This window comes from Chryseobacterium sediminis, assembly GCF_008386505.1.
GTDB lineage: Bacteria > Bacteroidota > Bacteroidia > Flavobacteriales > Weeksellaceae > Chryseobacterium > Chryseobacterium sediminis.
The window spans coordinates 271,762-296,992 of sequence record NZ_VUNZ01000003.1; the positions used below are offsets into that span (position 1 = coordinate 271,762).

The window sequence follows — 25,231 nt, forward strand, 5'->3', positions numbered from 1 at the left end:
ATTAAATTGCAGTCTAAGTTTTTATTATGCTTACAAAAGAACAAATTGCCAAAAGAATTTCAAAAGAACTGAAAGATCGTTATTATGTAAACCTGGGAATTGGGATTCCTACTTTGGTTGCCAACTATGTTCCGGAAGGTATTTCCGTAGAATTCCAGAGTGAAAACGGAGTTTTGGGAATGGGACCTTTCCCTTTCGCCGGAGAAGAAGATGCTGATATCATCAATGCCGGAAAACAAACGATTACTATTTTAGAAGGAGGTTCATTCTTCGATTCTGCATTCAGTTTCGGGATGATTCGTGGTCAGAAAGTAGACCTTACCATCCTTGGTGCTATGGAGGTTTCAGAGAATGGAGATATTGCCAACTGGAAAATTCCCGGAAAAATGGTAAAAGGTATGGGAGGTGCGATGGACCTTGTAGCTTCTGCTGAAAATATTATTGTTGCAATGATGCACGTGAACAAAGCAGGAGAAAGTAAAATCCTTAAGAAATGTACACTTCCTTTAACAGGAGTCAACTGTGTGAAAAAAGTGGTTACTGAACTAGCGGTGCTGGATGTAACTCCGGCAGGTTTTAAACTGGTAGAAAGAGCGCCGGGAGTTTCTGTAGAAGACATTATCAAAGCTACTGAAGCAGATCTGATCATTGACGGTGAAATTCCTGAAATGCAATTCTAATTTGATACAATATAAAAGTTTCGGCCTCACTTTGTGAGGCCGAAACTTTTATAAGACAGAGAAGATAAAATCGACATAGGAAATCGTAGCGTTAAGAAAATAAATTCTGAGAACGTTAAGAAAATTCTCCTGTCCGAAGCGCGAGACAAATGCAGAACCGATTCAACAATAATGATTTCGCGCAAGTTTAGAATTTTTAGAGAACAGAAATTATTTTTAGCGGAGAGTTCCCAGTCTTGAATTTTTGTTTCTTTTGTTTCAAGACAAAAGAAATTAAGGTCAACAAAAAAGCTGCTTCAATATAAAACAGTTTTTATCATTTAAAATTTGACAAATATTTCTAATGTTGATTTTAAAATGACATAGGAAATCGTAGCGTTAAGAAAATAAATTCTGAGAACGTTAAGAAAATTCTCCTGTCCGAAGCGCGAGACAGACTTAGAACCGATTCAACAATAATGAATTCGTGCAAGTTTAGAATTTTTAGAGAACAGGATTTATTTTTAGCGAAGAGATCCCAGTCTTGAATTTTTGTTTCTTTTGTTTCAAGACAAAAGAAATTAAAGCCAACAAAAAAGCTGCTTCATTAATGAAACAGCTTTTATATCTCTACAGTTAGCATATCAATCTAACCTCTATCTAAATTATTTCCCATCCTGCGCCCCAAAAACCTTCTGCAATATGCTTGTCGTCCTCATTGCCGGAGTATTTCTGATTCCGCTTTCTTTATCGGCAACCATTTTGAATACACCGTTGATGGTTTCAGTAGTAACATATTCATTAAGATCTGTTGTTACAGATTGTCCTGTAAAAGTGTTGTATTTTGAAATCAGGTTTTTCCAAAGCGTGTCAGCACCTACTTTTCCTAATGATGCTTTTACTTTAGGCTGAAAAGCAGTGAACAGCTGGCTCTGGGTTTTTCCCTGAAGATAACTTGTTGCTGCGTTATTACTGCCCAATAAAATATTTTTAGCATCCGTAATCGTCATAGAAGTAATGGCGTTGGTGAAAATAGGAGCAGCTTCTGTTACGGCATCTTCGGCAGCTCTGTTTAATAATTTTACGCCTTCATCAGCAAGACTTCCCATACCGATAGAACGTAAAGTAGTGTCGATTTTTCTTAATTTTTCAGGCATTAAAATTTTTACAGCTTCATTTTTGAAAAAACCATCTGTAATCGCCAGTTTTTTGACTCCGTCTGTTACTCCTATGCTTAAAGCCTCTTTTAACCCTGATGAAATCTGAGTAGAGGTAAGGTTTCCAAGGTTGGCGGATGAATTATTGGTCTGACTGGAAGTTGTAGTTGTGGTAGTGGTTTTAGTACCGTTGTTTTTTACCGGAGTATTCAGATCTACGCCTGTTTTATCTTTAACAGCAGATTTTATGATATCGAAGATTTGTGCCTGTGTAGACATTGAGAATAATAATCCGACTGCCAGAAAAATATTTTTTTTCATCTTATTTTTTTACAAATTTAAATCTTTTAATTTTTTTAAGTCGTGTAAGTTGATCAAAAAGCAAACCATAATGCATAGAATATAATAGAAGAATATCTAAGAAATGGTTGAAACGGAAAAATGTTCATCAAACAATTGAAGATGCCTAAATTTTGTCTTTAAAAAGCCTCAAAGAGTTTTGAAAAATAATTATCTTAGCTCAAACCTTAACCACTTCTAATGATACGGACTTTTTTAGCATTTTTTGTATTGATTTCAAACGTGATTTTAGCCCAAAATAAATTGAATTTAATTCCTTACCCTCAAAAAGTTGAATCTTTACAAGGAGAATTTATCATTCCTGAAACATTCGTATTAAATGGTAATCTGCCAAAAGAGGAAACAGAATATTTCAAAAAACGGATAGGATCTCAGTTAAAATTTCAATATGCTCAGAAGAGTGGTGGTATTCATTTAACAAATTCTATGATTCCTCCGCTTTCTCCGGCAGATGCTGAACAGAAAAAAGAATATTACTCAATAGAAATTTTTCCAGACCAAATTCATGTAAAATCCTATACCAAACAAGGTTATTTTCTGGCTCTTCAAACTTTAACTCAGATTATTGAGCAGTTTAAAGAAGCAAAAAAGATCCCGGCAATGAAGATTGAGGACCAGCCGAAGTTTGCATGGAGAGGGATGCATCTGGATGTATGCCGTCATTTTTTCACGGTGGGAGAGGTGAAGCAGTATATAGACTATCTGGCGATGTATAAGCTGAACACTTTCCACTGGCATTTAACAGATGATCAGGGATGGAGAATTGAAATTAAAAAATATCCAAAACTTACTCAGATTGGATCAAAACGTAAAGAATCCATGATCGGGGCTTATGTAGATAATACATTTGACGGAAAGCCTTACGGACCTTATTTTTATACTCAGGAACAAATAAAAGAGGTGGTAAAATATGCTCAGGACAGACATATCACAGTAGTTCCGGAAATCGAAATGCCGGGGCATGCTTTGGCTGCGTTATCTGCATATCCTGAACTGGCGTGTACGAAAGGGCCTTTTGAAGCCGCTACAAAATGGGGCGTTTTTGATGATGTTTTCTGCCCGAAAGATGAAACATTTACCTTCCTGGAAAACGTTTTGGACGAAGTGATGAAGCTATTCCCATCCAAATACATTCACATCGGCGGTGACGAGTGCCCAAAAACACGATGGAAAGAATGTGCGCACTGTCAGGAGCTGATTAAGAAAAATAATTTAAAAGATGAACATGGCTTACAAAGCTATTTTATTCATAGAATTGAAAAATATGTCAACAGCAAAGGCCGAAAAATTATCGGCTGGGACGAAATTTTAGAAGGGGGATTGGCTCCGAATGCTGCCGTGATGAGCTGGACGGGTGTAAACGGAGGTATTGAAGCCGCAAAATCAAAACATTTTGCTGTAATGACTCCCGGAGCATATTGCTATTTCGATCATTATCAAGGAGATCCGCAGTCGGAGCCTAATGCTTTTGGAGGTTTTACTCCTTTAGACAAAGTATATTCTTACAATCCTATTCCTTCTGAGCTGAATGCAGAACAGACAAAATATATCATGGGAGTTCAGGCTAACTTGTGGACAGAATATATTTTAGACTTTAAACAAGTGCAATATATGATCTTTCCAAGATTAATGGCACTTTCTGAGGTAGGTTGGGGAACATCAGATCCTAAAAATTATAAAGAGTTTGAAAACAGGGTAATCAATCAGTTCAAAGTTCTGGATAAGATGAAGGTGAACTATGCAAAGAGTATTTATAATATCACAGGAAAAGTGATTCCTTCCAATAACGGAATTGCGTATGAGCTGTCAACTTCACAGAACTCAAACGGGATCAGGTATACGTTGGACGGAACAGATCCTTCCGTAAATTCTAAAACCTATCAGAGTGCTGTACAGATTCCTAATTCTTTAACGATAAAATCTGCTTATTTTGAAGATGGCCAGCTAAAGAGTGCTGTTTCTTCACAACAATTTACCATTTCAAAAACTACGGGAAAAGCCATAAGCCTTGAGCAGCAGCCAAGTGAAAACTATTCTTTTGGAGGTGCTTTTACTTTGGTAGATGGGATTATCGGAAATATAAAACAGTTGGGTAAAACATGGCTTGGTTTTCAGGGGAAAGATGTCGTAGCGACAATAGATTTTGGTCAGAAAACAGCATTTTCAGAAGTTTATTTCAATACTCTGGAAAATAAAGGAAGTTGGATTCACCTTGCCAAATCTGCAAAAATTTTCGTTTCTGATGACGGTAAAAATTTTAGAATGATCAAAGAAATTGCAACTGCGGAGATTCAAAATGCCAAAGGAAAAATCAGATTGAATGTAGGAACGCAGAACGCAAAATACCTGAAAGTAAATATAGAAAATGCAGGTATTATTCCGGCTGGAAATCCTGGAGCAGATTCAAAAGCATGGTTGTTTGTAGATGAAATTGGTGTAAATTAGCCTTATTAGAATTAAAAAATGCAGGACAATACCATACTTTCTTCCGAATTTTCATCATCACCGGATCTGGTAGAAAAGCTGTATCAATATGGTACAACCAAAAACTACCACGAAGGAGATATTATATTAGATGAAAATGCTTCCATCCGCTCCATTCCTATTGTGATGAAAGGAATGTTGAAGGTCATCCGGACTGAAGAGGATGGACGGGAAATTTTACTCTACTACATCAAAGCAGGAGAAAGCTGTATCATGTCCTTTCTCGGAGGGATGCATAACGAAAAAAGCATTGTAAAAGCCGAGATTGAAGAAGATGCTGAAATACTTTTCTTACCTGTAGACAAAGTATCTTTATTCATCAAAGAACACCCCGAATGGTTAGATTATATCTTCAGATTGTATCATAAAAGATTTGAAGAACTATTGGATATCATCAATGCCATTGCTTTCAAAAAAGTAGATGAAAGACTTCTGAACCTGCTGCAGAAAAAATCTGAACTTACTCATTCTGAAACCATCAACACAACTCATGAACAGCTTGCGAATGAGCTGGGGACCGCAAGAGTAGTAGTTTCCAGACTTCTAAAACAGCTTGAAGAAGAAGGAAGACTGAAGTTGGGCAGAAACAAAATTACCCTCCTGAAAACCCTCAATTCATAGACGATACCTCATTTTAATGAAGGACACTCACATTCCCTTCCTTTGGAGGGGTGGTCAAACCGTCATTGCAAACCAAAGGAGAAGGAATCTCGGATAATTTCCTTATGTCCTTTGTGAGCATATTAGAGATCATTAGGGTTAAACCTTCCTTATGTAACAAAAGTAGCTGTAGCCTTCCCTTTACATTCCCATTTTTGCATCAGAATTATTTGAATAATGAAATGGAAATTATAGGGTATACAGCAGCAATTTTAATAGGGGTTTCTCTTGGCCTGATCGGAGGTGGAGGAAGTATTCTCACCGTTCCCGTACTGGTTTATCTCTTTGGTATTGATGCCTTTCTGGCAACGGAATATTCTCTTTTTATAGTGGGGGTAAGTAGTCTTGTTGGATCGGTTTCATATTTTAAAAAAGGATTGGTCAATTTTAAGATGGCACTCATATTCGGAATTCCTTCCGTTATGTCTATTTTTCTGACCAGAATATACCTTCTTCCCTTAATTCCTCAGGAAGTACTCAGAATAGAGAACTTTACGATGACCAAAAATATTTTTTTGTTATTAATTTTTGCAGGTTTAATGATTCTGGCTTCCTATAAAATGATAAGAGGAAAAATCCCTGAAGAACTTTTAGAAAGCACCACGAATAAGAAACATGTTTTGCAGGCAGCAGGGCAGGGTTCAATAGTTGGTGTTTTAACCGGCTTAGTGGGTGCTGGAGGAGGTTTTATGATCATTCCTGCATTGGTTAATCTTTTGAAAATTCCAATGAAAGTTGCGATAGGAACTTCCTTAGTTATTATTTCTTTCAACTCTTTGATAGGTTTTATGTCTTCTGAAAACCATGTGAAAATAGAATGGCAACTACTGATTTCTATTACAGCTATTGCTGTTGCAGGAATTGTAATAGGCTCACAGTTGTCAAAAAAAATAGACGGTAAAAAGCTAAAACCGGCATTCGGATGGTTTATTCTGATCATGGGTATTTATATTGTTATCAAAGAAATATTTCTTTAAATCCCTTATGTAACAAAAGTAGCTGTAGAGGAAAAAGGAAAGCGGGAAATTTGTGTCAGATAACAAAATCAAAAAATAAATACAATGAAAATAGAACAGATTTATACAGGATGCCTGGCACAGGGAGCATATTATATTACTTCGGCTGGAGAGGCAGCGATCATTGATCCGCTAAGAGAAACACTGCCTTACATCAATAGACTGCAAGACGATGGAGTACAATTGAAATATATCTTTGAAACCCATTTTCATGCTGATTTTGTCAGCGGACATCTTGATTTAAGCCATAAAACAGGCGCTCCGGTTGTGTATGGGCCCACGGCAACTCCTGAATTTGAAGCCATCATTGCAGAAGATCATCAGATATTTGAAATAGGAAATGTTAAAATCAAAGTTCTTCATACACCGGGACATACTCTTGAGAGTTCATGCTATCTTTTGATTGATGAAAATGGAGTTGAAAAAGTACTTTTCAGCGGTGATACTTTATTCCTTGGAGATGTAGGACGTCCGGATCTGGCTCAAAAAGCAGCGAATATGACCCAGGAAGAACTGGCAGGACTTTTATATGACAGTTTGTACCATAAAATTTTACCTTTAAATGATGATATCACGGTATATCCAGCCCACGGATCCGGTTCTGCCTGTGGTAAAAATATGCAGAAAGAAACGGTAGATACTTTGGGGAATCAGAAGAGAACCAATTATGCCCTGAATCAGAAAGACAAACAGAGCTTTATAAAAGAAGTTACCGATGGACTTTTACCTCCGCCGGCCTATTTCGGAATGAATGTCATGATGAATAAAAAAGGATACAGCCGTTTTGATGAAGTCCTTTCACGAGGTCTGCAGGCTTTCGCTCCGGAACAGTTTGAGAAAATTGCTGAAGCTTCAGGGGCCTTGATTTTAGATGTAAGAACTAATGGTGAATTTGCTAAAGGTTTTATACCACAGTCGGTAAATATAGGGTTAGATGGTGATTTTGCCCCTTGGGTAGGCGCTTTGATTGCTGATGTAAATCAACCAATCCTGCTGGTAACGGAAAATGGTACTGAAGAAGAGGCTGTAACAAGATTAAGCAGAGTAGGATTCGATCATATTTTAGGTTTTTTGGAAGGTGGCTTTGAAACCTGGAAAAAGAGTGGGAAAGAAACGGATTTTGTCAATCGAATTTCTGCAGAACAGTTTGAAACCAAAATAAAAGAAAAAGAAGCAAAAATCATTGATATAAGAAGAGAAAGTGAATATAATGCAGAACATATTCATGAAGCTTATAGCAAACCTTTAGCGTATATCAACGAATGGATTGCCGGTTTACAAACGGAGGAACATTTTTATATGCATTGTGGAAGCGGATACAGAAGCACAATAGCCGCAAGCATTCTTCAGGCAAGAGGATATAGAAATTTTACAGAAATTGAAGGAGGTTTCAAAGCGATTACATCCACAAGTATTCCTAAAAGTGATTATGTATGCCAGACAAAAATTTTAAACAAATAGATTAAAAAAGAAGAAATGTTGGAGATTATAAAAGAGCCGTGGCCATGGTATATTGCAGGTCCGTTGATTGGTCTTACAGTACCTGCCTTATTGATAATGGGTAATAAATCCTTTGGAATAAGTTCCTCACTGAGGCATATTTGTGCTGCCTGTTTACCGGCAAATGTGAATTTTTTTAAATATGATTGGAAAAAAGAAGCCTGGAATTTATTTTTTGTACTGGGAATCTTCTTCGGAGGAATGATTGCTGCCAATTTTTTGCTTAATCCAGCAGAAATTACAGTTAATCCAGATCTGAAAACCGAACTGGCAGGCTACGGAATTACAGATTACAGCAATCTGGTTCCTGTACAGCTAATGAGCTTTGAAAGTCTGTTGACCTTGAGAGGATTTATTACAATGGTTGTTGGCGGATTTTTAGTAGGATTCGGAACAAGATACGCCGGAGGATGTACCAGTGGGCATGCTATCATGGGACTTTCCAACTTGCAGTGGCCTTCTTTGGTAGCAACGATCTGTTTTATGATAGGAGGCTTTTTAATGGCCAATCTTATTCTGCCCGTCATCCTTTCCCTATAAGTTTAATGTAAAGAGAATTTTGAAATAATGATAAAAGAAAAAGAACAGGATATACGTCATCAGGATACTGTCTGTGTAAACGAAAGTACACTTACTCACCGATGGCACCACAACCTGAAATACCTTGCCGCAGGGATTATATTCGGGATTATATTTGTGAAAGCAGAAGTTATCAGCTGGTTCAGAATACAGGAAATGTTTCGCCTGCAGTCTTTCCATATGTACGGAATTATCGGAAGTGCTGTTTTGGTAGGAATGATTTCAGTAATGCTGATTAAAAAATTCAAGATAAGAACAATATACGGAGAACCCATTATACTGGCTCCTAAAAAATTCAATAAAGGCCAGATTTACGGAGGATTGATATTTGGGTTTGGCTGGGCCATTACCGGAGCATGCCCCGGACCTCTTTTTGCTCAGATCGGAACAGGAGCTTTGGCAGTATCTGTTACCCTGTTGAGTGCCGTTGCCGGAACATGGGTATATGGGTATTTCAGAGACAAATTACCTCATTAATATCCTTAAAAAAAGACTGTAGAAAATCTGCAGTCTTTTTAAGTATAAAATTATGAATAAATGAAGTTCTCTGCACCTAAAGCCATATAAAGATTAATACGCTCTATTCTGTACTGAAGTTCCAGACTGATGAGGTTCATTTCATTTTTCAGGAGATCCCTTTGCTTACGGATCAGTACAAAACTGTTGTTTGTACCTACCTTTATTTGTTTCTCGGTGAGAGTAATATTATTTTTCAGTTCATTGACAGCTTTAGTTGTATAAGTGATCTGTTTTTCAATAGAACGGAGATTAGCTAAAGAAGATTCCACTTCGTTCAAAGCATTCAGAACCGCTTTTGAATATTCTTCAACAACCTGTTTCTGCTGGGAAGTTTTTATTTCCACATTCTTTTTTAATTTTCCGCTGTTGAATAACGGAGAAACCAATCCGCCGCCTACTTTTAATAACGGATTTGAAAATAAAGAATTGATAGATTCCACATTACTTCCGGCAGATCCAAGAGAGGCACTGATATTCAACGAAGGAAGTCTTGCCGCTTTTGCCTGCTGTACTTCATAAAAAGCCTTTTCAATCTGGAAATGACTAGCCTGGATATCTGATCTGTTCTCCAAAAGCTGAAGTGGGAAAGACTCAGGAATACTATTGGTTACAGCATTAAAAAAATTCTGAGTGGCCAATTTCCCTTCCGGATATTTTCCGGTGAGCAGTTCCAGTGATCTTCTGGACTGTGCATTCGCATTTTTCACCTTTTCCAGATAGCCTTGCAGGGAAATAATTTCTGCTGTTATATTGGAGATATCCAAAGCATTGGCTGTTCCTATTTTCTTTTGAATGACATATAGCTTTTCCAGATCTTTAGATTTCTGAATGTAAGTTTCAATCTTATCTTCCTGAATATTTCCTGCAATATTCAGAAAATAAGCTTTGGCAATCATCCCTGCAATAGATTGATGCAGCAGAGTATTCTGATATTTTGCAGAAAAATAATTGCTGGTGCTTGCCATCTGTGAAGATTTATTTTTCCCCCAAAGATCAATTTCCCAATTGGCTTTTAATGCCAGACGTCGGATTTGGGTATCACTTACCAAATTATTAGAAGTATTGGCTACAGCACTTACACTAGGATATAGGTCACTTCCGGCAATTTCCATTGATAATTCAACCTGATTAAGCTTTTCCTTTGCAATAATCAGATCTGCATTATACAACATTCCTTCATTGATCAGGGATTCCAGTTGAGGAGTCTTAAGATCATTGATCCAGTCATAGGAAATTGATCTTGAGTTCGCTTTTCTGTCGAAGATCCATTCATCCGGGATTTCTATATGAGAAGCAATTTCACTTTTTTCTTTAAGCTGATTCATACTTTCCTTCGTTGGTTCTTTATAACCGATGCATGAACTTAAACTTATGGAAAGTATACTCAGTAAAACTAATTTCTTGTACATGTTAATGAAGTTTAGGAATCACATAGTTGATTTTACTGCTTATACGCACCATTACTTTTCTGATAAGATGAAGCGGTTTGATATGGTCAGAATAAATGACAGCTGTTCCTCTTGCTCCAACGGTAAGCTGTTTCTGGCTGTCTTCCAACACAAATTTGGCAATAAGTTTCCCATCAGTTTCCGGCAATTGTCTGGCTGTGTCAGGAAGTCCCGCTGTAGAACCGTTTCCTCCAAGCATTCCTCCGGCATTATTCATAATTCCCTGGCTCGTAGCATCAATTACGTATTCAAGTCTGGCTTTTACTACTTTCCCCGGTTCTGTTTTAAGAGCTAGCTCTACTTCATCACCGTTTTTTACCGATTCAAGCTCATTTTGAGCAAAAAATCCAATCACTGACTGTTGCTTCTGAATTAATACGAAAGCAGATTTAAAGGGCGCCATGATTGCTCCTTCATTCAACTGAACATTGGGAATTACTCCATCAGTAGGAGCCAGAACTACTGTTTGAGAAAGATTCCATTTTGCCTGATCCAGCTTTGCCTGAATTTCAGACACCGATGAATTTTCTCCACCATAGGAAGCATTGGATTTCGTTTCCAAAGACTGTTGTTGTGATTGTGCTGCACTGATTCTTGATTGAAGATCACGTACATTCGTGACAGCTTGTTCCAGATCAAATTTATTTGCCGCGCCAGCTTCCACCAATTCTTTGTATTGAGCCACTCTTTTATTAGCCAGATCCAGCTGTGACTGCAAACCGGCTATGTTTTTTCTGGAAGCTGAGATATCCGTATTATAAGAGCTTACAGTAGCTTTCATATTGCTCAGCTTAGCTTCCAGAGATTTTATTTCCTGTATATAAGGCTCTCTGTCCAGTACAAATAGAGTATCTCCTTTTTTTACTTCCTGATTGGTGGTAACATATACTTTTTTCACTTTTCCCAAAACTTGTGTGGTAATATCCACACTCCTGTTTCCCACTTTTACGTCAGAAGTAATAGGACAGTAATAATTTAAACTTAATATCAAAGCAATAGATCCGAAGATAGGTAATGAATATACTACTACCTGTGTGGTAAAGGTCCACGGGATCAGCTTTAATTTTTTAATAAGAAGCCAGCATATTCCGGCATATATTGCGACTAGTAATTCCAGCATGTTTTGTTAATTTTCGATTGATTTAAATTCTTCTTCTGTAAAATCTGTGTTATCTGTGTCTTTTTTTTGTGTTTCTTGGTTTCCGTAATCATAGTTGGCCCAGATTAAAGCAACCGGCCATAAAAGGCCTCCAAAAACAAGGGAAAGGAGGCACATACTTTTTATGGCGTTCAGCTGAGGATGGTTCTTTTTCTCAGCTACCTTTTCCGGATAAATGTGAACTTTCCAGAAAAGATAAATTCCTGCTATAGGTAAAACAAGTAAAATGAACCAAGAAGCAGAATTTGCTATAGTATCTTCTAAACTGCCTGTTGATGCCTGAACAAAATTGCATGATAATAACAGGCAAAGAAGTAATGATATTCTTTGCATAAAATAATTGTATGAGGTAATAATGAAATGTAAACAAGGTAATAACCGGCTGTCAGTCCTGATTTGCCTGGTTACTATGAATCTTAAAAAAGATTAAAGATCATTCAATAATAAGATGTTTTTTTAGATGATATTTTTCTCATTTTGCTTTTAATGTTTGTGTAATAGTATTTTGAGTAAGCAAAAATAGAATGAATAAAGTGAGAAAAAGTATTCCTAAGTTATTTTTTTCTTTCGTTCCTTTTTTTATGGATACGGGCTGTCATCCTTGAAAGAGAGTTAGGAGTAATGCCCAGAAAATTGGCAATGTACTTTCTGTTGGCATTTTGAGAAGTAAAAGGACGGGTTTCCAGAAACTCTTCATATCGGGAATGGGGAGAGGTAGAACAAAACTGTTCTATACGTATTTTGGCTATGTTGATGATTAGCTTTAAAGATTTGAGATAGACATTGTAAATACCTCTGTGCTGAAATGCGATTTCCTCAAATTCACTTTTGTTAAACAAGAAGATCTGGCTTTCTATTACAGCTTCTATAGTATATTTTCCCTCATTTTCCTCAGAATAGGATTCTGGGCTTTCCATAATGGCAGCTTCCTTTTCAGAGGGAAGAAAAAGATTACTTTCCACACCGTTTTCATCATCAAAGAAAAACCTTAATAATCCATGGGAAAGAATAAACAATTGATTGAAAGACTTACCCGGTTCTGTAAGCTTTTCTTTTCTTTGGAGCAGTTTTGGAGTACTGATATTAACCAAAATAGTAATTTCTTCATCAGAGAGTTCCTGAAAAAAAGAGATATTTCTGAAAGTTTTAAATGAATCCATTACAGCAGTAAAGATAAATAAAAATAATACACGGATATTCATTGAGCCGCCATGCGGATTTCATGGAAGTTTTTTTTAGATTTGTGGGTATTATACAATTTGAGATACCATGAACAATAACCGAAGAAGTTTTATTAAAAAACTGGGAATTGCAACAGCCGCACTTGCCGTAAACCCGTTGGATTTAATGGCTGCCGAATTACCTGAACCTAAAATAACAGCTGTAAACAAACCAATTGTCCTTTCTACCTGGAATTTCGGATTAAAAGCCAATGAAGAAGCATGGACGATTCTTGGAAAAGGAGGAAAGGCTTTGGATGCTGTAGAAAAAGGAGTTCGTCTTGTAGAATTAGATCCGAAAGAAAGAAGTGTTGGGTATGGTGGCCGTCCGGACAGAGATGGAAGAGTAACGCTGGATGCCTGTATCATGGATGAAAATTATAATATCGGTTCTGTTGCATGTCTTGAACATGTTAAAAACCCAATTTCCGTTGCCAGAGCCGTAATGGAAAAAACACCTCACGTGATGCTGGTAGGCGACGGAGCATTACAGTTTGCCCTTTCACAAGGATTTAAAAAAGAAAATCTTCTTACTCCGGAATCTGAAAAAGAATGGAAAGAATGGTTAAAAACCAGCCAGTATAAACCCATTGCCAATATTGAAAACCACGATACTATAGGAATGATCGCGCTGGATGTCCAGGGAAACCTTTCCGGTGCATGTACTACCAGTGGAATGGCTTTTAAAATGCACGGCAGAGTAGGAGATTCCCCGATTATTGGAGCAGGTCTGTTTGTAGATAATGAAGTAGGAGCAGCTACAGCAACAGGTCATGGAGAAGAAGTGATAAGAACCGTAGGAACCCACCTTGTGGTTGAACTGATGAGACAAGGCAGAAATCCACAGGAAGCCTGCAAAGAAGCAGTAGACAGAATTGTAAAAATTGCACAGCGAAGAAACAAAAATCTAAAAGATATTCAGGTAGGCTTTATTGCCATCAATAAACAGGGAGAATATGGTTCTTACTGTATTCAGGACGGATTCAACTTTGCGGTATATGACCAGAAAGGAAACCGTCTTGAGAAACCTGAATTTGCTTTGAAATAATTTTGGTTCCGGAAAGATATGACTTGTGGAGATTCAACATGTTTTATCGGAGATAAAATCCTTGCGTCTTGAAACAGATTGCAAGGAAAATCTTTGTGCCTTTGCGATACTCCGACAAAAAATTAAGTAAATCAATAGAAACCTATTTAGCCAAAATATAAAACAAAATATGAAAAGAACGATTATCGCTTCCTTATTTCTGATTATCGCATGTAAAGAAGAGAAGAAGGAGATTAAAACAGATGCTGAACCACAGCAGACAGAAGAGAAAGTAGTTTTAAATAATGAATCCAATGAATCAGAAGATGCAAAAAAATGGTTGGAAAAGAGTATTGTCGATTATTTTAAAGCTGATATCGGAAGTGAAGAAAAGAATATGCGGAAGATTACAACCAAAGATTATTTCGATTATAAAACTGATGCGACAAACGTAGATATGGATGTAGATGGAAGCCTTACTGAAAAAGAATTTAAGGATAAGTGGAAATCGAAATTTAATACCAATAATGCCGGAGTGGGAGTTGGTTTCCTCATTACAGCACAGGATTGGAATAAGATTAAAGTCTCAAGCTGTGATTTAAAATCCTCTTCAAAAGATGAATATATCTTTAATGTGGTGTTGGCTGATGATGGTTTTAAAGCTAAATATCCGTCAGTAATAAAAGTCGTAAAAGAAAACGGTTCCTTTCTCATTGCAGATGTATTGCAGGATGAACCGAAATAAAATTAAACAGATAATACAATGTCAAAAATAGAAATAGCGTGTTTTAATCCTGAATCAGCAATGATTGCTTTTGAAAATGGAGCTGACAGGATAGAGTTATGTGACGGTCTCAGTGAAGGAGGAACCACTCCGGACTTTGAAACGATGAAAAAGCTTCGTGAAAAAATTGATATCCCGATTTTTGTGATGATCCGTCCCAGAGGAGGAGATTTTACCTATTCCGATTCAGAATTTGAACAGATGAAAAATGATCTGGTTCATTTGAAATCTTTACAGGCAGACGGCTTTGTATTCGGTATTCTGGATGGAAATGATGAGGTTAATGTTGAACAGAATAAAACTTTAGTAGAATTGGCAGCACCGCTTCCGTGTACTTTTCATCGTGCTTTTGACCGTGCTGCAAGCCTGGAAAAATCGTTAGAAAAAGTAATTGAATGTGGCTTTACAACCATTCTTACTTCCGGCCAGAAACCCAATGTATCGGATGGAAAAGAAAATCTGAAAAAGCTGGTTGAACTTTCCAACGGAAGAATAGAAATTCTGGTTGGAGGCGGACTGCGTTCATCCAATATTGAAGAAATAAGAGCTGTTACCAATGCGGGGTATTTCCATTCTTCAGCAATTACTGATGGTGGTGCTTTTGCCAACCCGGATGAGGTGGCTGCATTGAAGAGTAAATAATATATTATACACACTCAATTTGTCATTCCAAACGTAGCGGGAATCTAAATTTTTAGAGTAGAGATTCCTTCGTACCTCGGAATGACAAAATCACTGGTATTGTAACGATACAAAACAAAATTATTGATGAATAGAACGATCCTTTTTGCTTTCCTTTTCACACAGAATATCGTTTTTGCACAGTTTTCCCAAAGAAATTTGTCTTCGGAGAACTGGCAGTTTAAAAATTCAAAAGATCAACAATGGCTTCCGGCAAAAGTTCCGGGAACTGTTCATTTGGATCTGATGGATAACAAGATTATTCCGGATCCTTTTAAAGATGAAAATGAAAAGAAAGTACAATGGGTAGAAAATGAAGACTGGGATTATCAGACCCAATTTACGGTTTCATCTCAGGAATTGAAAAATGATAATATTGATTTGGTCTTTAATGGCTTAGATACATTTTCTGAAATTTATCTTAATGGTAAGCTTTTAAAGAAAACGGATAATATGTTCAGGAAATGGAGTATTCCTGCAAAACAATATCTGAAATTGGGTAATAATACACTGCAGATTAAGTTTGCATCTGCGGTAAATACCGGAAAAGAGTTAGCAAAAAAAGTTCCGTTTACCATGCCGGAATCACCCAGAAGTTTCGTAAGAAAAGCACAATATCAATTTGGGTGGGATTGGGGACCAAGATTGGTTACCGCAGGAATATGGAAAGATATTCAATTGGAATTCTGGAATAATGCAAAAATTATTACCGTTAAAGATTTACAGAATAACTCCGGAAAAGCTTCTGATTTACGTTTTGAGGTAGAAATTTATGCTCAAAATGCAGGAGATTACGCATTGGATCTTAATTCCAGCCATAAAAAGATAGCTTTGAAAAAAGGGACTAATATAATTTCTGTTCCCTACGAAACAAAAGGGATGAAGCTTTGGCAGCCTAACGGACGTGGTGAAGCTAATCTTTATGATTTTGAAATAAAACTTTCAAAAGATCTTAAAAATATTGATGATAAAAACATAAGAATAGGATTAAGAACCGTAGAATTAGTTCAGGAAAAAGACGGAAAAGGAAAATCATTCTATTTTAAAGTGAACGGACATCCTTTATATATTAAAGGAACCAACTGGATTCCGGGAGACAGTTTTTCACCCAGAATGGCTAAAGAAAAATACCATAAGCTGATCAAAGATACCAAAGATGCCAATATGAATATGATCCGTATCTGGGGCGGCGGTATTTATGAAGACGATGAGTTTTACAGAGCCTGCGATGAAAACGGAATCTTGGTTTGGCAGGATTTTATGTTTGCAGGAAGCTTTTATCCCGCAGACGAAGCGTTCTTAAACAATGTAAAAGAAGAAGTAAAAGATCAGGTGAACAGACTTCAGAACCATCCATCAATTGCTTTGTGGTGCGGGAATAATGAAATAGATGAAGCCATTGTTAACTGGGGATATCAGAAACAGTTCAAATATTCAAAAAGTGATTCGCTGCAGGTTTGGAAAGACTATAAAAAGCTGTTCCATGATGTCATTCCCAAAGCATTGGCAGAAAACCTGAAATCAGATAAAAATATATATTGGCCCAGTTCTCCGTCCATTGGCTGGGGACATAAAGAAAGCCTGACAGAAGGAGATTCCCACTATTGGGGAGTTTGGTGGGGTGAGCAGCCATTTGAAATTTACAATGAAAAAGTAGGGCGGTTCATGTCTGAATATGGTTTTCAGGGGACTCCCAGCCTTGAAGCTACAAAATCAATGTTTTCAGGGATTCCTGATTTAAATCTGCAAAACTCAACCATCAAAGCGCATGAAAAGCACGCGCGTGGCTGGGATATTATTAATGAATACCTGAAGCGTGATTATAAAATTCCTTCAGATTTTGTTCAGTACAATTATGTTTCACAGCTTTTGCAGGCAAGAGGAATGCAGATCGCGATCGAAGCCCACCGCCGTGCAAAACCTTACAATATGGGAACTCTGTATTGGCAGCTCAACGACTGCTGGCCGGTAGTTTCATGGTCGTCTATAGATTATCTTGGAAACTGGAAAGCCTTCCATTATCAGGCAAAAAGAAGCTTTGAACCTGTGTTGGTATCAGTAAACGAGACAGATAAAAATTATGACGTTTATCTGATAAGCGATCTGTTGAAAGAACTAAAAACAGATATAAAGTTTGAACTCATTGATTTCAAAGGAAAAACACTTTGGAAAGCCAGTCAGTCAGATATTGTAAATGCCGATGTAAGTAAGAAGATTAGAAGCATCAGTAAATCAGAATTGGCTCAGTTTAATCTCTCTGAAACCGTTTTAAAGATCAGCTCTGAAAAGGATACACCATTTCAAAAGCTATTCTTTTTTAATAAACCTAAAGATATAAAACTCCCAAAACCTGAGATTAAAATCAGAAAAGTATCATCCACTGAAATTGAAATATCAACGGATATTCTGGCGAAAGATGTTTATCTGATCGGAGACGCTCATTTCAGTGATAATTTCTTTGATTTATTACCAGGAACCTCAAAAAGAATTACCATTTCAAAACCTTTAGAGAAGATTGAAGTGATGAGTCTTTGGGATGTAATGAAGGATTAAACTTTTTTAAATCCTGATGTATCAACCATGTCAAGGTTCTAAATCTTGACATGGTTGATACCTAAAAAAATATAAATTTTACCCTTCCAACTCAAAAATCAGCCGTAAATTTGCATCATATTTCTTTACAGTTATGGTAAATTTTGTTCTGATTGCAGTGTGCATTATTGCAGGAATGATATTCAAAGCAACAAAATCTATCCACCCAGATGCTCATAAGGGTATCAATACCTGGATTCTTTATCTTGCTCTTCCGGCAGTTTCGTTTAAATATCTGCCCAAAGTAAAATGGACAACAGAGATGTTGTTCCCGATTGCAGCCACATTTTTAATTTCTGTGTTTTGCTTCTTCTTTATGATGTTTTACAGTAAGAGCAGAGGATATTCCAGGCGTTCCAGAAGTACTTTAGAGCTGGCAAGCGGTTATAGTAACACTTCATTCATAGGATTTCCCTTAATCAGTGCCTTTTATGGAGAAGGGCTTCTGAGCATTGCCATTATTTGTGACCAAACGATGTTCTTTGCACTTTCAACCCTCGGAATTATTGCAGCAGTGAAAGGAGGAAGCAGAGCAGGAAAAGTAAGCGCAATATTTATTTTAAAAAGACTCATTACGTTCCCCCCATTAATTGGCTGTATCTCCGCTTTGGTATTGTCGCAGTTCATAGATTTTACCGTTGCAGAACCTTTCTTTGATAAGCTGGCGGCTACAGTAAGTCCGTTAGCTCTGTTTTCTGTTGGTCTGCAGTTGAAATTCAACGGATGGAGGAAACTTATTCCCCAGATGTCGATGTCAATGCTTTATAAGCTTATTCTGGCACCGGCAATCGTTCTTGGAATGGCTTTATTATTGGGAATAAAAGGAGATGTGGCTAAAATTACTGTATTTGAAGCGGCAATGCCTACTCTGGTTACCTCCAGTATTATCGCAGAACAGTTCAGACTCAATACAAAATTGACCAATCTTATCATTGGAGTCAGTATTATTGTAGGATTTTTTACTTCTGCATTTTGGTATGAGATGACCGAATACTTTTTTTAACGATAAATCAACGTTTTCTCAATACTGTCAATTGATATAGTTTTATGCGCATTCTTTGTCATTCCGCAGGAATCCAATCTGCTATATTTGATATCAAGACGATTTTGAATACTGAAATGTTGAGATTCCTGCGGAATGATAAAATGAAAGGTGGGAATAAACCCAGTAATTTTTAAGTAAGATTTCTAAGGTTGGTTAAAGAACATCAAAGAATTTCCACAAAGTTGCAGTTCTCTAAAGAAAAATCTAATTTTACACTTTAAATATTTCCCTTGCAATACGCTCAAATTGTTTTACCACTGAACCTCAAAGGATCTTTTACCTATAAAGTTCCCGAAGAAATGATGTCCGAAATTCAACCCGGAATGCGTGTTTTGGTACCGTTTGGCGGAAAGAAAATCTATACGGGACTTGTATTTGAGCTTCACGACAATGCACCGGAAAACTTTGCAGCTAAGGAAGTCATCAGCATGCTGGATGATAAGCCGATTCTTCCCGAAGAACAGATCCGTTTCTGGAACTGGCTTTCGGAGTATTATCTGTGTAGTCTTGGAGAAATTTATAGGTTTTCATTCCCTTCTTCTTTGAAACTGGAAAGCGAAACCTATTTAAAATTGAAACCAGGGGTGGTGGTTGATTTTGAAAATCTGGATGTCAATGAAATGTACCTGATTCAGGCACTTGAAGTACGACAGCTGATCAATCTGACGGATATTGAAGCTTTTATTCCTAAAAAGGATATTATCAGGACCATCAATTCATTGATTGATCTTCAGTATATTGAAATTGATGAGAAAATTGCTGAAAAATATAAAGCTAAAGAAGTAGCCTATGTAAGAATTAAAGATGAGGTTTTGGCCAATCAGAACCTTACGGATATTCTTTTAAAACTAAACAGAGCCCAAAAGCAGAAAGACCTGTTCCTTCTTATTTTAGAAAAACAGACAGAAAATCCAGATGCTCATATTAAAAAATCTGAGCTGTTTGAAGACGGTTATTTCGGAAGTTCTCACTTCAAACCTTTAGCAGATAAAGGTCTGGTGGAGGAATACTACATGCAGAAAGACAGAATTGAAAGCTATGAAGGAGAGATTGAAGAACTTGAAGAGCTTTCAGAACAGCAGAAAATTGCCAAATCTGAGATTGATGAAGCGTTTGAAGAAGGGAAAAATGTCCTGCTTCATGGGGTAACTTCATCAGGGAAAACGCATATCTATTTAGAAAAAATTGAAGAATGCATCAAAGAAGGAAAAAATGTTCTGTTTTTACTCCCTGAAATTTCCCTGACCAAACAAATAACACAGAGATTAGAAAAAAAATATGGCCGGCAATTAGGATTTTATCACCAGAAACTGACTGATTTTGAAAGAGTGGAAGTTTGGAAAAGAATCAAACAGAATGATATCCGTATTCTGATAGGAACGCGTAACGCATTGTTTTTACCTTATCAGAACCTGGGGCTTATTGTGGTAGATGAAGAGCATGATTCTGCTTACAGACCAAGAGAAGTGACCCCTTATTTCAATGCTAAAGATGCCTCATTGGTTTTGGGTGGATTTTACAATGCGGGAGTGATCCTTGGATCTGCAACTCCTTCCGTTGAAAGCTATTACAGAGCCAGAAAAGATAAAATGAAATATATTTTCCTGAATGAAAGATTCGGGAATGTGAATCTGCCGGAATATGAACTGATCAATTTCAAAGAAGCGCTGGAATCTAAAAAAGTTTCCGGAAATTTCTCTCTGAAGCTTGTTGAGGAGATTAAGAAGACCGTGGATGAAAAAAAACAGGCCATTGTCCTGCACAACCGCCGTGGCTATTCCAATGTAATAGAATGTGAGAGCTGTGGCTATGTCAATTACTGCTCCAATTGTGATGTGGTGATGACTTACCACAAGGCAGCCAATGAAATGAAATGCCATTATTGCGGACAGAGAGCTTCAAAACCAAGAACCTGCCCGAAATGCAATTCCGAAAAACTAAATGAAAGAGGTGTAGGTGTAGAGCAGATTCACGAAGAAGTTTCCAAACTGTTCCCTGAAAATGAAGTGGACAGGATGGATGTAGATTCTATGCGTAAGAAATTTGCCTACGAAAAACTGTATGAAAAGATTGAAGGTGGAGAAACAGACATCATTGTAGGAACACAGATGATTTCCAAAGGGCTGGATTTTGATCATATTGAACTCGTTACAATTCCAAAAGCAGATTCCTTATTATATGTACAGGATTTCAGAGCAGAAGAAAGAGCCTATCAGCTGATTACTCAGGTGTCAGGAAGAGCAGGAAGGGTTTCCGGAAAAGGGAAAATCCTCATTCAGACCTTTAATCCTGATCATTCTGTATTCCAGCTTATCAAGATGAACAATCCATCGAAGATCTATAAATATATCCTTACTGAACGCCAAAAATTCCATTATCCGCCGTTTACGAAGCTGATTATGATTGAAATGAAGCACAGAAAGGAGGATAAAGTAGACCGTGCTTCTCAGTTTCTGGGTTCTATCCTCAGAAAATATCTTCCTGAAGATTGTGTTTTGGGCCCTGAAAGAGCCCAGATTGCAAGATTGAATAATCTATATCAGTTCCAGATTATGCTTAAACTTCCCCGAGGGAAAAACTATGAGAAATTCAAAAGTTTGGTTTTGATAAGTTTAAAAGAATTTGATGAAATCACTGCATATCAAAGCATTAAAAAAGATGTTTTTGTTGATTTTTAACAATTTTTAACAAACTTTACACTCTTTTATAATGGGTCAGTGGTCCGTTATATGACAATAATTTCTACTTTTGGACGTTGATTAAGTGTTTGGCTCTTTTATTGAATGATTTAACCTGTCATTTTTTATAGAGTCAAAACTATAGAACAAAAAGAAGATAGATGGTAAATTTCAGAAAATATATTTCAAGTGCGGCGGTGTTGGCTTCTGGTCTTTTCCTGGCTCAATCTACCGTTTCTACCGTTCTTTATTCTCAGAATTATGACAGTCAGAAAAGCAGTTTAAACCTGCCTTCACCCGTAAGTACGATGGTGGAGAAAACTGTTTTGTCAGCAAAAGAACTGGTAGATATTAATGTAAACACAATGATGGCGGATCCTGTGCTGAAAAATGCAAGCTGGGGATTCGTAGTGTACGATCCGAAAACGAAGAAAGTAATTTCTTCGTACAATGAAAATACTCCTTTAGTACCTGCATCTACTACAAAGCTTCTTACAACGGAAACAGCGTTAAACCTGCTGGGTGAAAACTATCGTTGGATGACTCAGCTTGAGTATTCAGGAACGATAGATGAAAATGGAGTTTTAAATGGAAATCTTTATGTAATAGGAAGCGGTGACCCTTCTTTGGGAACAAACAAAGCAGGTGCATCATCTTATAGAGATATCATTTCAGATTTCATAGGCGGCGTTTCAAGAGAGGGAATCAAAAAGGTAAATGGTGATATTATCATTCAGACAGCGCTTTTCAAAGGCAATATTTCAGTGCTTCCGGAAAATGTTGTATGGTTGGAAAACAATAATTACTATCTGCCGGCAGGAAGTACCCGAGATATCAACCCGGCTAACGAAAAGCTGATTGTTAAAAAAGGAAGTTTCTCTACAGATAAGAAGTTTTTCTATGTTTCTCCTTACAATCATCAGATGGTATATGCTGATAAATACGAAGGAAATGGGGGTTTAACAACCAAACTTCCTGATGCTCCGGCATACCTTGCCAACTCTTTCAGAACAACATTAGTAAAAAGCGGAATTCCTGTTACCGGAAAAGTAAGTCCGAAAATGACTGATGCAGCTCCAGAAGGAAGAAAAATGCTTTCAGCTTATAAATCTCCAACTTTAGGTGATATTATTTATTATACCAATCAGCACAGTGATAATTCATTGGCGGAAGCTTTATTGAGAACAGTTGGTTATCAGAAAATGGGCGACCAGACTTCAGAATCAGGAAGAATTGTGGTAACAGGCCACCTGAAAGATGCCGGTTTTGATATGATTGGTCTTAATTATATGGATGGAAGCGGGCTTTCAAGAAGCAATAATGTAACCCCAATTTCGCAGGTGAAGTTTCTTACTTCTTTGATGGATCAGAAATACTATAGATCTTACCTGACCTCTTTACCGATTGGCGGACAATCCGGAACTTTAAAAAGAATGTTCATAGGAGAAGGTAACGGACAGGTTTTTGCAAAAACAGGAACACTGAATAAAGTAAAAACATTAGCAGGATATCTGAAGACAAATTCCGGGAAAACATTGGTGTTCTCCTTAATGGTAAATAACTATTCCGGATCTGTAGATATGGTGAAAAAGAGAATGGAAAAAATTCTTGAACCTGCACTGGATCTTTAAATATTTTTTATTTTATATATTATAACAGCCTTTTAATCATTGATTAAAAGGTTTTTTTTATATTTGGTTAAATTTTTCTAAACATGACAAAATTGTACCTTTTGGTGTTGGGATTTTTACTTTCTCAGCCGTTCTATGGCCAGAAGCATGAACAAAACATCGATATGAAAGGATTGATCGAAAAAGAGAAAAAATCCTTTACACAAAAAATGAATATCGGGAATACTAATCCCAATACTCTGAATTACGATTTACAGTATCAAAGAATGGATGTTACGCTCAACCCGGCTTCCAATAATATTTCCGGATCGGTAACTTCTCATTTTAAGCCTACCCAGAATATGGGAAGCATTTACTTTGATCTGACAACTGCTTTAACGGTTTCTCAGGTTAAATATCATGGCAACAACCTTGTTTTTCAGCAGCTTCCTTCCAACGAAGTGAAAATTGATTTTCAGACCCCGATTACTGCCAATACACTGGATTCTCTGACTATTCATTATTCAGGAATGCCACCTAGTGCCAATGGAGCCTTTACAACAGCTACTCAGGGCGGAGTTCCGGTGCTTTCTACTTTGAATGAGCCGTATGGCGCACAGGACTGGTTTCCGACAAAACAAAGTTTGAATGATAAAATTGAAAGATTTGATTTCAAAATTACAACACCATCCAATTACAGCGTTGCTGCCAACGGAAAATTAATGTCCGAAACTTTCCCTACAGGATCAACGAAGCTTACTTTCTGGAGAACGATGTATCCTACACCGGCTTATCTGATTGCACTTTCCATTACTAATTTTGTAAAACTTACGGACACCATCGGGAATCCTCCGTTTCCTTTTGTCAACTATATTTACCCATCCACCAATTCAAACCAGACCAGTCTGAATAATATTGAATGGACAAAACAGGTGATGAATACTTTTGAAACGTATTTTGGTTTATATCCCTTCCGAAACGAAAAATACGGACACATGGAATTTATGTATGGAGGAGGAATGGAGCATCAGACAATGTCTTCTATGGGAGGCTGGAGCAAGCAGCTTATTGCTCATGAGCTTACTCACCAATGGTTTGGAGATAAGGTAACTTGTGGTGCATGGAATGATATCTGGCTGAATGAAGGTTTTGCTACTTTCGGGGAGCATCTTGCTAATGAAAAACTATTGATGACCAATACAGAGTTTATGAATTATCTGCAAGGCCAGTCCAATTATATTACTGCCAGTACAACAGGAACAGTATATGTGCCGGATAGCGGGCTTTCCAGCATCAATAGAATATTCGACAGCAGACTATCATATTCCAAAGGGGGATATGTATTGAGAATGCTGAAATGGATTTTAGGGGATGCCATTTTTTATCAGGCACTTAAAGACTATCACGCAAGACCAAACTTAGCTTATAGTTATGCGCGTACTGCAGATTTTAATGCTTCTTTGCTTCAGTCTACGGGTAAAGATTTTACGGAATTTTTTAATGACTGGGTGTATGGAGAAGGATATCCTACCTATACTATAAAATGGATGCAGGGTGGTAATCAGGCTTTATTTAAAGTTTCTCAGACACAAAGCAGTTCTAACGTAAGCTTTTTTGAAATGCCTTTACCTATAAAAGTAACCGGAACTTCAGGGCAGACTGCTTATCTGGTCCTTAACAATACTTCAAATAATCAAAGCTTTTTAGAATCTGTAACATTCCCTATTGCAAGTGTTCAGTTTAACTATGAATACCAGATTCTGGAGAAAAACTCTACCGTTACTCAGGATAATACTTTAAGTGTTTCTTCTGTTGAGAAGGAAGGTTTTGGACTCTATCCAAATCCTGCTAAAAATGAAATTAATCTGAAAGGAATAAACAGAGCTGCGGATTTTACGATTCATGCTATAGATGGAAAGCTGGTAGGAAAAGGAACATATCAGCCAGGTAAAGCGATTGGGATCTCAGAATTGGTTCCGGGAACTTACTTCATTACGATTGATGAAAAGAGTATCAAATTCATCAAGCATTAAAAGTAAGAACTGTAAAATAT

At 37.1% G+C, this 25,231-nt stretch carries 20 protein-coding genes; 15 read left to right on the plus strand and 5 right to left on the minus strand.

The window, feature by feature from the left end; genetic code table 11:
- Positions 1 to 26: 26 nt before the first annotated feature.
- Complete coding sequence (locus tag FW780_RS16510; protein ID WP_149834772.1) at positions 27 to 680, plus strand: CoA transferase subunit B; 654 nt, start codon at positions 27 to 29, stop codon at positions 678 to 680.
- A gap of 644 nt (positions 681 to 1,324) precedes the next feature.
- Here FW780_RS16510 and FW780_RS16515 read toward each other — a convergent pair.
- Complete coding sequence (locus FW780_RS16515) at positions 1,325 to 2,137, minus strand: DUF4197 domain-containing protein (protein WP_149834773.1); 813 nt, start codon at positions 2,135 to 2,137, stop codon at positions 1,325 to 1,327.
- 219 nt (positions 2,138 to 2,356) lie between these two features.
- On the opposite strand from FW780_RS16515, the gene FW780_RS16520 reads away from it, so the two are divergent.
- The 6 genes from FW780_RS16520 (at position 2,357) to FW780_RS16545 (ending at position 8,892) form a co-directional block, all read left to right on the plus strand.
- Entirely contained in the window at positions 2,357 to 4,621 is a 2,265-nt protein-coding gene (locus FW780_RS16520; protein ID WP_149834774.1) for a glycoside hydrolase family 20 protein, read from the plus strand.
- A gap of 18 nt (positions 4,622 to 4,639) precedes the next feature.
- Positions 4,640 to 5,281, plus strand: coding sequence for a Crp/Fnr family transcriptional regulator (locus FW780_RS16525; protein WP_149834775.1), 642 nt, complete (start codon positions 4,640 to 4,642; stop codon positions 5,279 to 5,281).
- A 221-nt stretch (positions 5,282 to 5,502) separates the two neighbouring features.
- Positions 5,503 to 6,297, plus strand: a complete 795-nt coding sequence (locus FW780_RS16530; RefSeq protein WP_149834776.1) for a sulfite exporter TauE/SafE family protein — start codon at positions 5,503 to 5,505, stop codon at positions 6,295 to 6,297.
- Positions 6,298 to 6,381: 84 nt separating this feature from the next.
- Positions 6,382 to 7,797, plus strand: coding sequence for an MBL fold metallo-hydrolase (locus tag FW780_RS16535; RefSeq protein WP_149834777.1), 1,416 nt, complete (start codon positions 6,382 to 6,384; stop codon positions 7,795 to 7,797).
- Between the two features lie 15 nt (positions 7,798 to 7,812).
- Positions 7,813 to 8,376, plus strand: a complete 564-nt coding sequence (locus FW780_RS16540; protein ID WP_149834778.1) for a YeeE/YedE family protein — start codon at positions 7,813 to 7,815, stop codon at positions 8,374 to 8,376.
- 27 nt (positions 8,377 to 8,403) lie between these two features.
- On the plus strand, positions 8,404 to 8,892 hold the full coding sequence (locus FW780_RS16545; protein WP_149834779.1) for a DUF6691 family protein: 489 nt from the start codon (positions 8,404 to 8,406) through the stop codon (positions 8,890 to 8,892).
- Between the two features lie 50 nt (positions 8,893 to 8,942).
- On the opposite strand, the gene FW780_RS16550 is transcribed toward FW780_RS16545, so the two are convergent.
- From FW780_RS16550 to FW780_RS16565, 4 genes are all read right to left on the minus strand, one after another.
- Positions 8,943 to 10,343 (minus strand): TolC family protein, encoded by a 1,401-nt coding sequence (locus FW780_RS16550; RefSeq protein WP_149834780.1) that lies wholly within the window; start codon positions 10,341 to 10,343, stop codon positions 8,943 to 8,945.
- Position 10,344: 1 nt separating this feature from the next.
- A complete protein-coding gene (locus tag FW780_RS16555; protein ID WP_149834781.1) occupies positions 10,345 to 11,502 on the minus strand; it encodes an HlyD family secretion protein in 1,158 nt (385 codons plus the stop codon).
- A 6-nt stretch (positions 11,503 to 11,508) separates the two neighbouring features.
- The gene (locus tag FW780_RS16560; protein ID WP_149834782.1) at positions 11,509 to 11,874 is read right to left on the minus strand and encodes a DUF3302 domain-containing protein; all 366 of its coding nucleotides are present in this window, start codon (positions 11,872 to 11,874) and stop codon (positions 11,509 to 11,511) included.
- 221 nt (positions 11,875 to 12,095) lie between these two features.
- The gene (locus tag FW780_RS16565) at positions 12,096 to 12,701 is read right to left on the minus strand and encodes a Crp/Fnr family transcriptional regulator (RefSeq protein WP_241676928.1); all 606 of its coding nucleotides are present in this window, start codon (positions 12,699 to 12,701) and stop codon (positions 12,096 to 12,098) included.
- A 109-nt stretch (positions 12,702 to 12,810) separates the two neighbouring features.
- Here FW780_RS16565 and FW780_RS16570 point away from each other — a divergent pair, with 109 nt between their 5' ends.
- From FW780_RS16570 to FW780_RS16605, 8 genes are all read left to right on the plus strand, one after another.
- The gene (locus tag FW780_RS16570; RefSeq protein WP_149834783.1) at positions 12,811 to 13,809 is read left to right on the plus strand and encodes an isoaspartyl peptidase/L-asparaginase family protein; all 999 of its coding nucleotides are present in this window, start codon (positions 12,811 to 12,813) and stop codon (positions 13,807 to 13,809) included.
- Positions 13,810 to 13,978: 169 nt separating this feature from the next.
- Positions 13,979 to 14,533 carry a hypothetical protein gene (locus tag FW780_RS16575; protein ID WP_241676929.1) on the plus strand — a complete coding sequence of 185 codons (555 nt, stop codon included), beginning with the start codon at positions 13,979 to 13,981 and terminating at the stop codon, positions 14,531 to 14,533.
- An 18-nt stretch (positions 14,534 to 14,551) separates the two neighbouring features.
- The gene (locus tag FW780_RS16580; RefSeq protein WP_149834785.1) at positions 14,552 to 15,214 is read left to right on the plus strand and encodes a copper homeostasis protein CutC; all 663 of its coding nucleotides are present in this window, start codon (positions 14,552 to 14,554) and stop codon (positions 15,212 to 15,214) included.
- A gap of 126 nt (positions 15,215 to 15,340) precedes the next feature.
- A complete protein-coding gene (locus tag FW780_RS16585; RefSeq protein ID WP_149834786.1) occupies positions 15,341 to 17,806 on the plus strand; it encodes a beta-mannosidase in 2,466 nt (821 codons plus the stop codon).
- 133 nt (positions 17,807 to 17,939) lie between these two features.
- Positions 17,940 to 18,848 carry an AEC family transporter gene (locus tag FW780_RS16590; RefSeq protein ID WP_149834787.1) on the plus strand — a complete coding sequence of 303 codons (909 nt, stop codon included), beginning with the start codon at positions 17,940 to 17,942 and terminating at the stop codon, positions 18,846 to 18,848.
- A 272-nt stretch (positions 18,849 to 19,120) separates the two neighbouring features.
- Entirely contained in the window at positions 19,121 to 21,568 is a 2,448-nt protein-coding gene (gene priA, locus FW780_RS16595) for a replication restart helicase PriA (RefSeq protein WP_149834788.1), read from the plus strand.
- Positions 21,569 to 21,729: 161 nt separating this feature from the next.
- Positions 21,730 to 23,199: a D-alanyl-D-alanine carboxypeptidase/D-alanyl-D-alanine endopeptidase gene (gene dacB / locus FW780_RS16600; RefSeq protein ID WP_149834789.1), complete on the plus strand. Its 1,470-nt coding sequence runs from the start codon at positions 21,730 to 21,732 to the stop codon at positions 23,197 to 23,199.
- An 83-nt stretch (positions 23,200 to 23,282) separates the two neighbouring features.
- Positions 23,283 to 25,211 (plus strand): M1 family aminopeptidase, encoded by a 1,929-nt coding sequence (locus FW780_RS16605; protein ID WP_149834790.1) that lies wholly within the window; start codon positions 23,283 to 23,285, stop codon positions 25,209 to 25,211.
- Positions 25,212 to 25,231: the final 20 nt, after the last annotated feature.

What these genes read in the sequence shown, in the direction of transcription:
- FW780_RS16510 (WP_149834772.1), top strand. Translation starts at nt 27, where the DNA reads ATGCTTACAAAAGAACAAATTGCCAAAAGAATTTCAAAAGAACTGAAA.
- FW780_RS16515 (WP_149834773.1), bottom strand. Translation starts at nt 2,137, where the DNA reads ATGAAAAAAAATATTTTTCTGGCAGTCGGATTATTATTCTCAATGTCT.
- FW780_RS16520 (WP_149834774.1), top strand. Translation starts at nt 2,357, where the DNA reads ATGATACGGACTTTTTTAGCATTTTTTGTATTGATTTCAAACGTGATT.
- FW780_RS16525 (WP_149834775.1), top strand. Translation starts at nt 4,640, where the DNA reads ATGCAGGACAATACCATACTTTCTTCCGAATTTTCATCATCACCGGAT.
- FW780_RS16530 (WP_149834776.1), top strand. Translation starts at nt 5,503, where the DNA reads ATGGAAATTATAGGGTATACAGCAGCAATTTTAATAGGGGTTTCTCTT.
- FW780_RS16535 (WP_149834777.1), top strand. Translation starts at nt 6,382, where the DNA reads ATGAAAATAGAACAGATTTATACAGGATGCCTGGCACAGGGAGCATAT.
- FW780_RS16540 (WP_149834778.1), top strand. Translation starts at nt 7,813, where the DNA reads ATGTTGGAGATTATAAAAGAGCCGTGGCCATGGTATATTGCAGGTCCG.
- FW780_RS16545 (WP_149834779.1), top strand. Translation starts at nt 8,404, where the DNA reads ATGATAAAAGAAAAAGAACAGGATATACGTCATCAGGATACTGTCTGT.
- FW780_RS16550 (WP_149834780.1), bottom strand. Translation starts at nt 10,343, where the DNA reads ATGTACAAGAAATTAGTTTTACTGAGTATACTTTCCATAAGTTTAAGT.
- FW780_RS16555 (WP_149834781.1), bottom strand. Translation starts at nt 11,502, where the DNA reads ATGCTGGAATTACTAGTCGCAATATATGCCGGAATATGCTGGCTTCTT.
- FW780_RS16560 (WP_149834782.1), bottom strand. Translation starts at nt 11,874, where the DNA reads ATGCAAAGAATATCATTACTTCTTTGCCTGTTATTATCATGCAATTTT.
- FW780_RS16565 (WP_241676928.1), bottom strand. Translation starts at nt 12,701, where the DNA reads ATGGATTCATTTAAAACTTTCAGAAATATCTCTTTTTTTCAGGAACTC.
- FW780_RS16570 (WP_149834783.1), top strand. Translation starts at nt 12,811, where the DNA reads ATGAACAATAACCGAAGAAGTTTTATTAAAAAACTGGGAATTGCAACA.
- FW780_RS16575 (WP_241676929.1), top strand. Translation starts at nt 13,979, where the DNA reads ATGAAAAGAACGATTATCGCTTCCTTATTTCTGATTATCGCATGTAAA.
- FW780_RS16580 (WP_149834785.1), top strand. Translation starts at nt 14,552, where the DNA reads ATGTCAAAAATAGAAATAGCGTGTTTTAATCCTGAATCAGCAATGATT.
- FW780_RS16585 (WP_149834786.1), top strand. Translation starts at nt 15,341, where the DNA reads ATGAATAGAACGATCCTTTTTGCTTTCCTTTTCACACAGAATATCGTT.
- FW780_RS16590 (WP_149834787.1), top strand. Translation starts at nt 17,940, where the DNA reads ATGGTAAATTTTGTTCTGATTGCAGTGTGCATTATTGCAGGAATGATA.
- dacB (WP_149834789.1), top strand. Translation starts at nt 21,730, where the DNA reads ATGGTAAATTTCAGAAAATATATTTCAAGTGCGGCGGTGTTGGCTTCT.
- FW780_RS16605 (WP_149834790.1), top strand. Translation starts at nt 23,283, where the DNA reads ATGACAAAATTGTACCTTTTGGTGTTGGGATTTTTACTTTCTCAGCCG.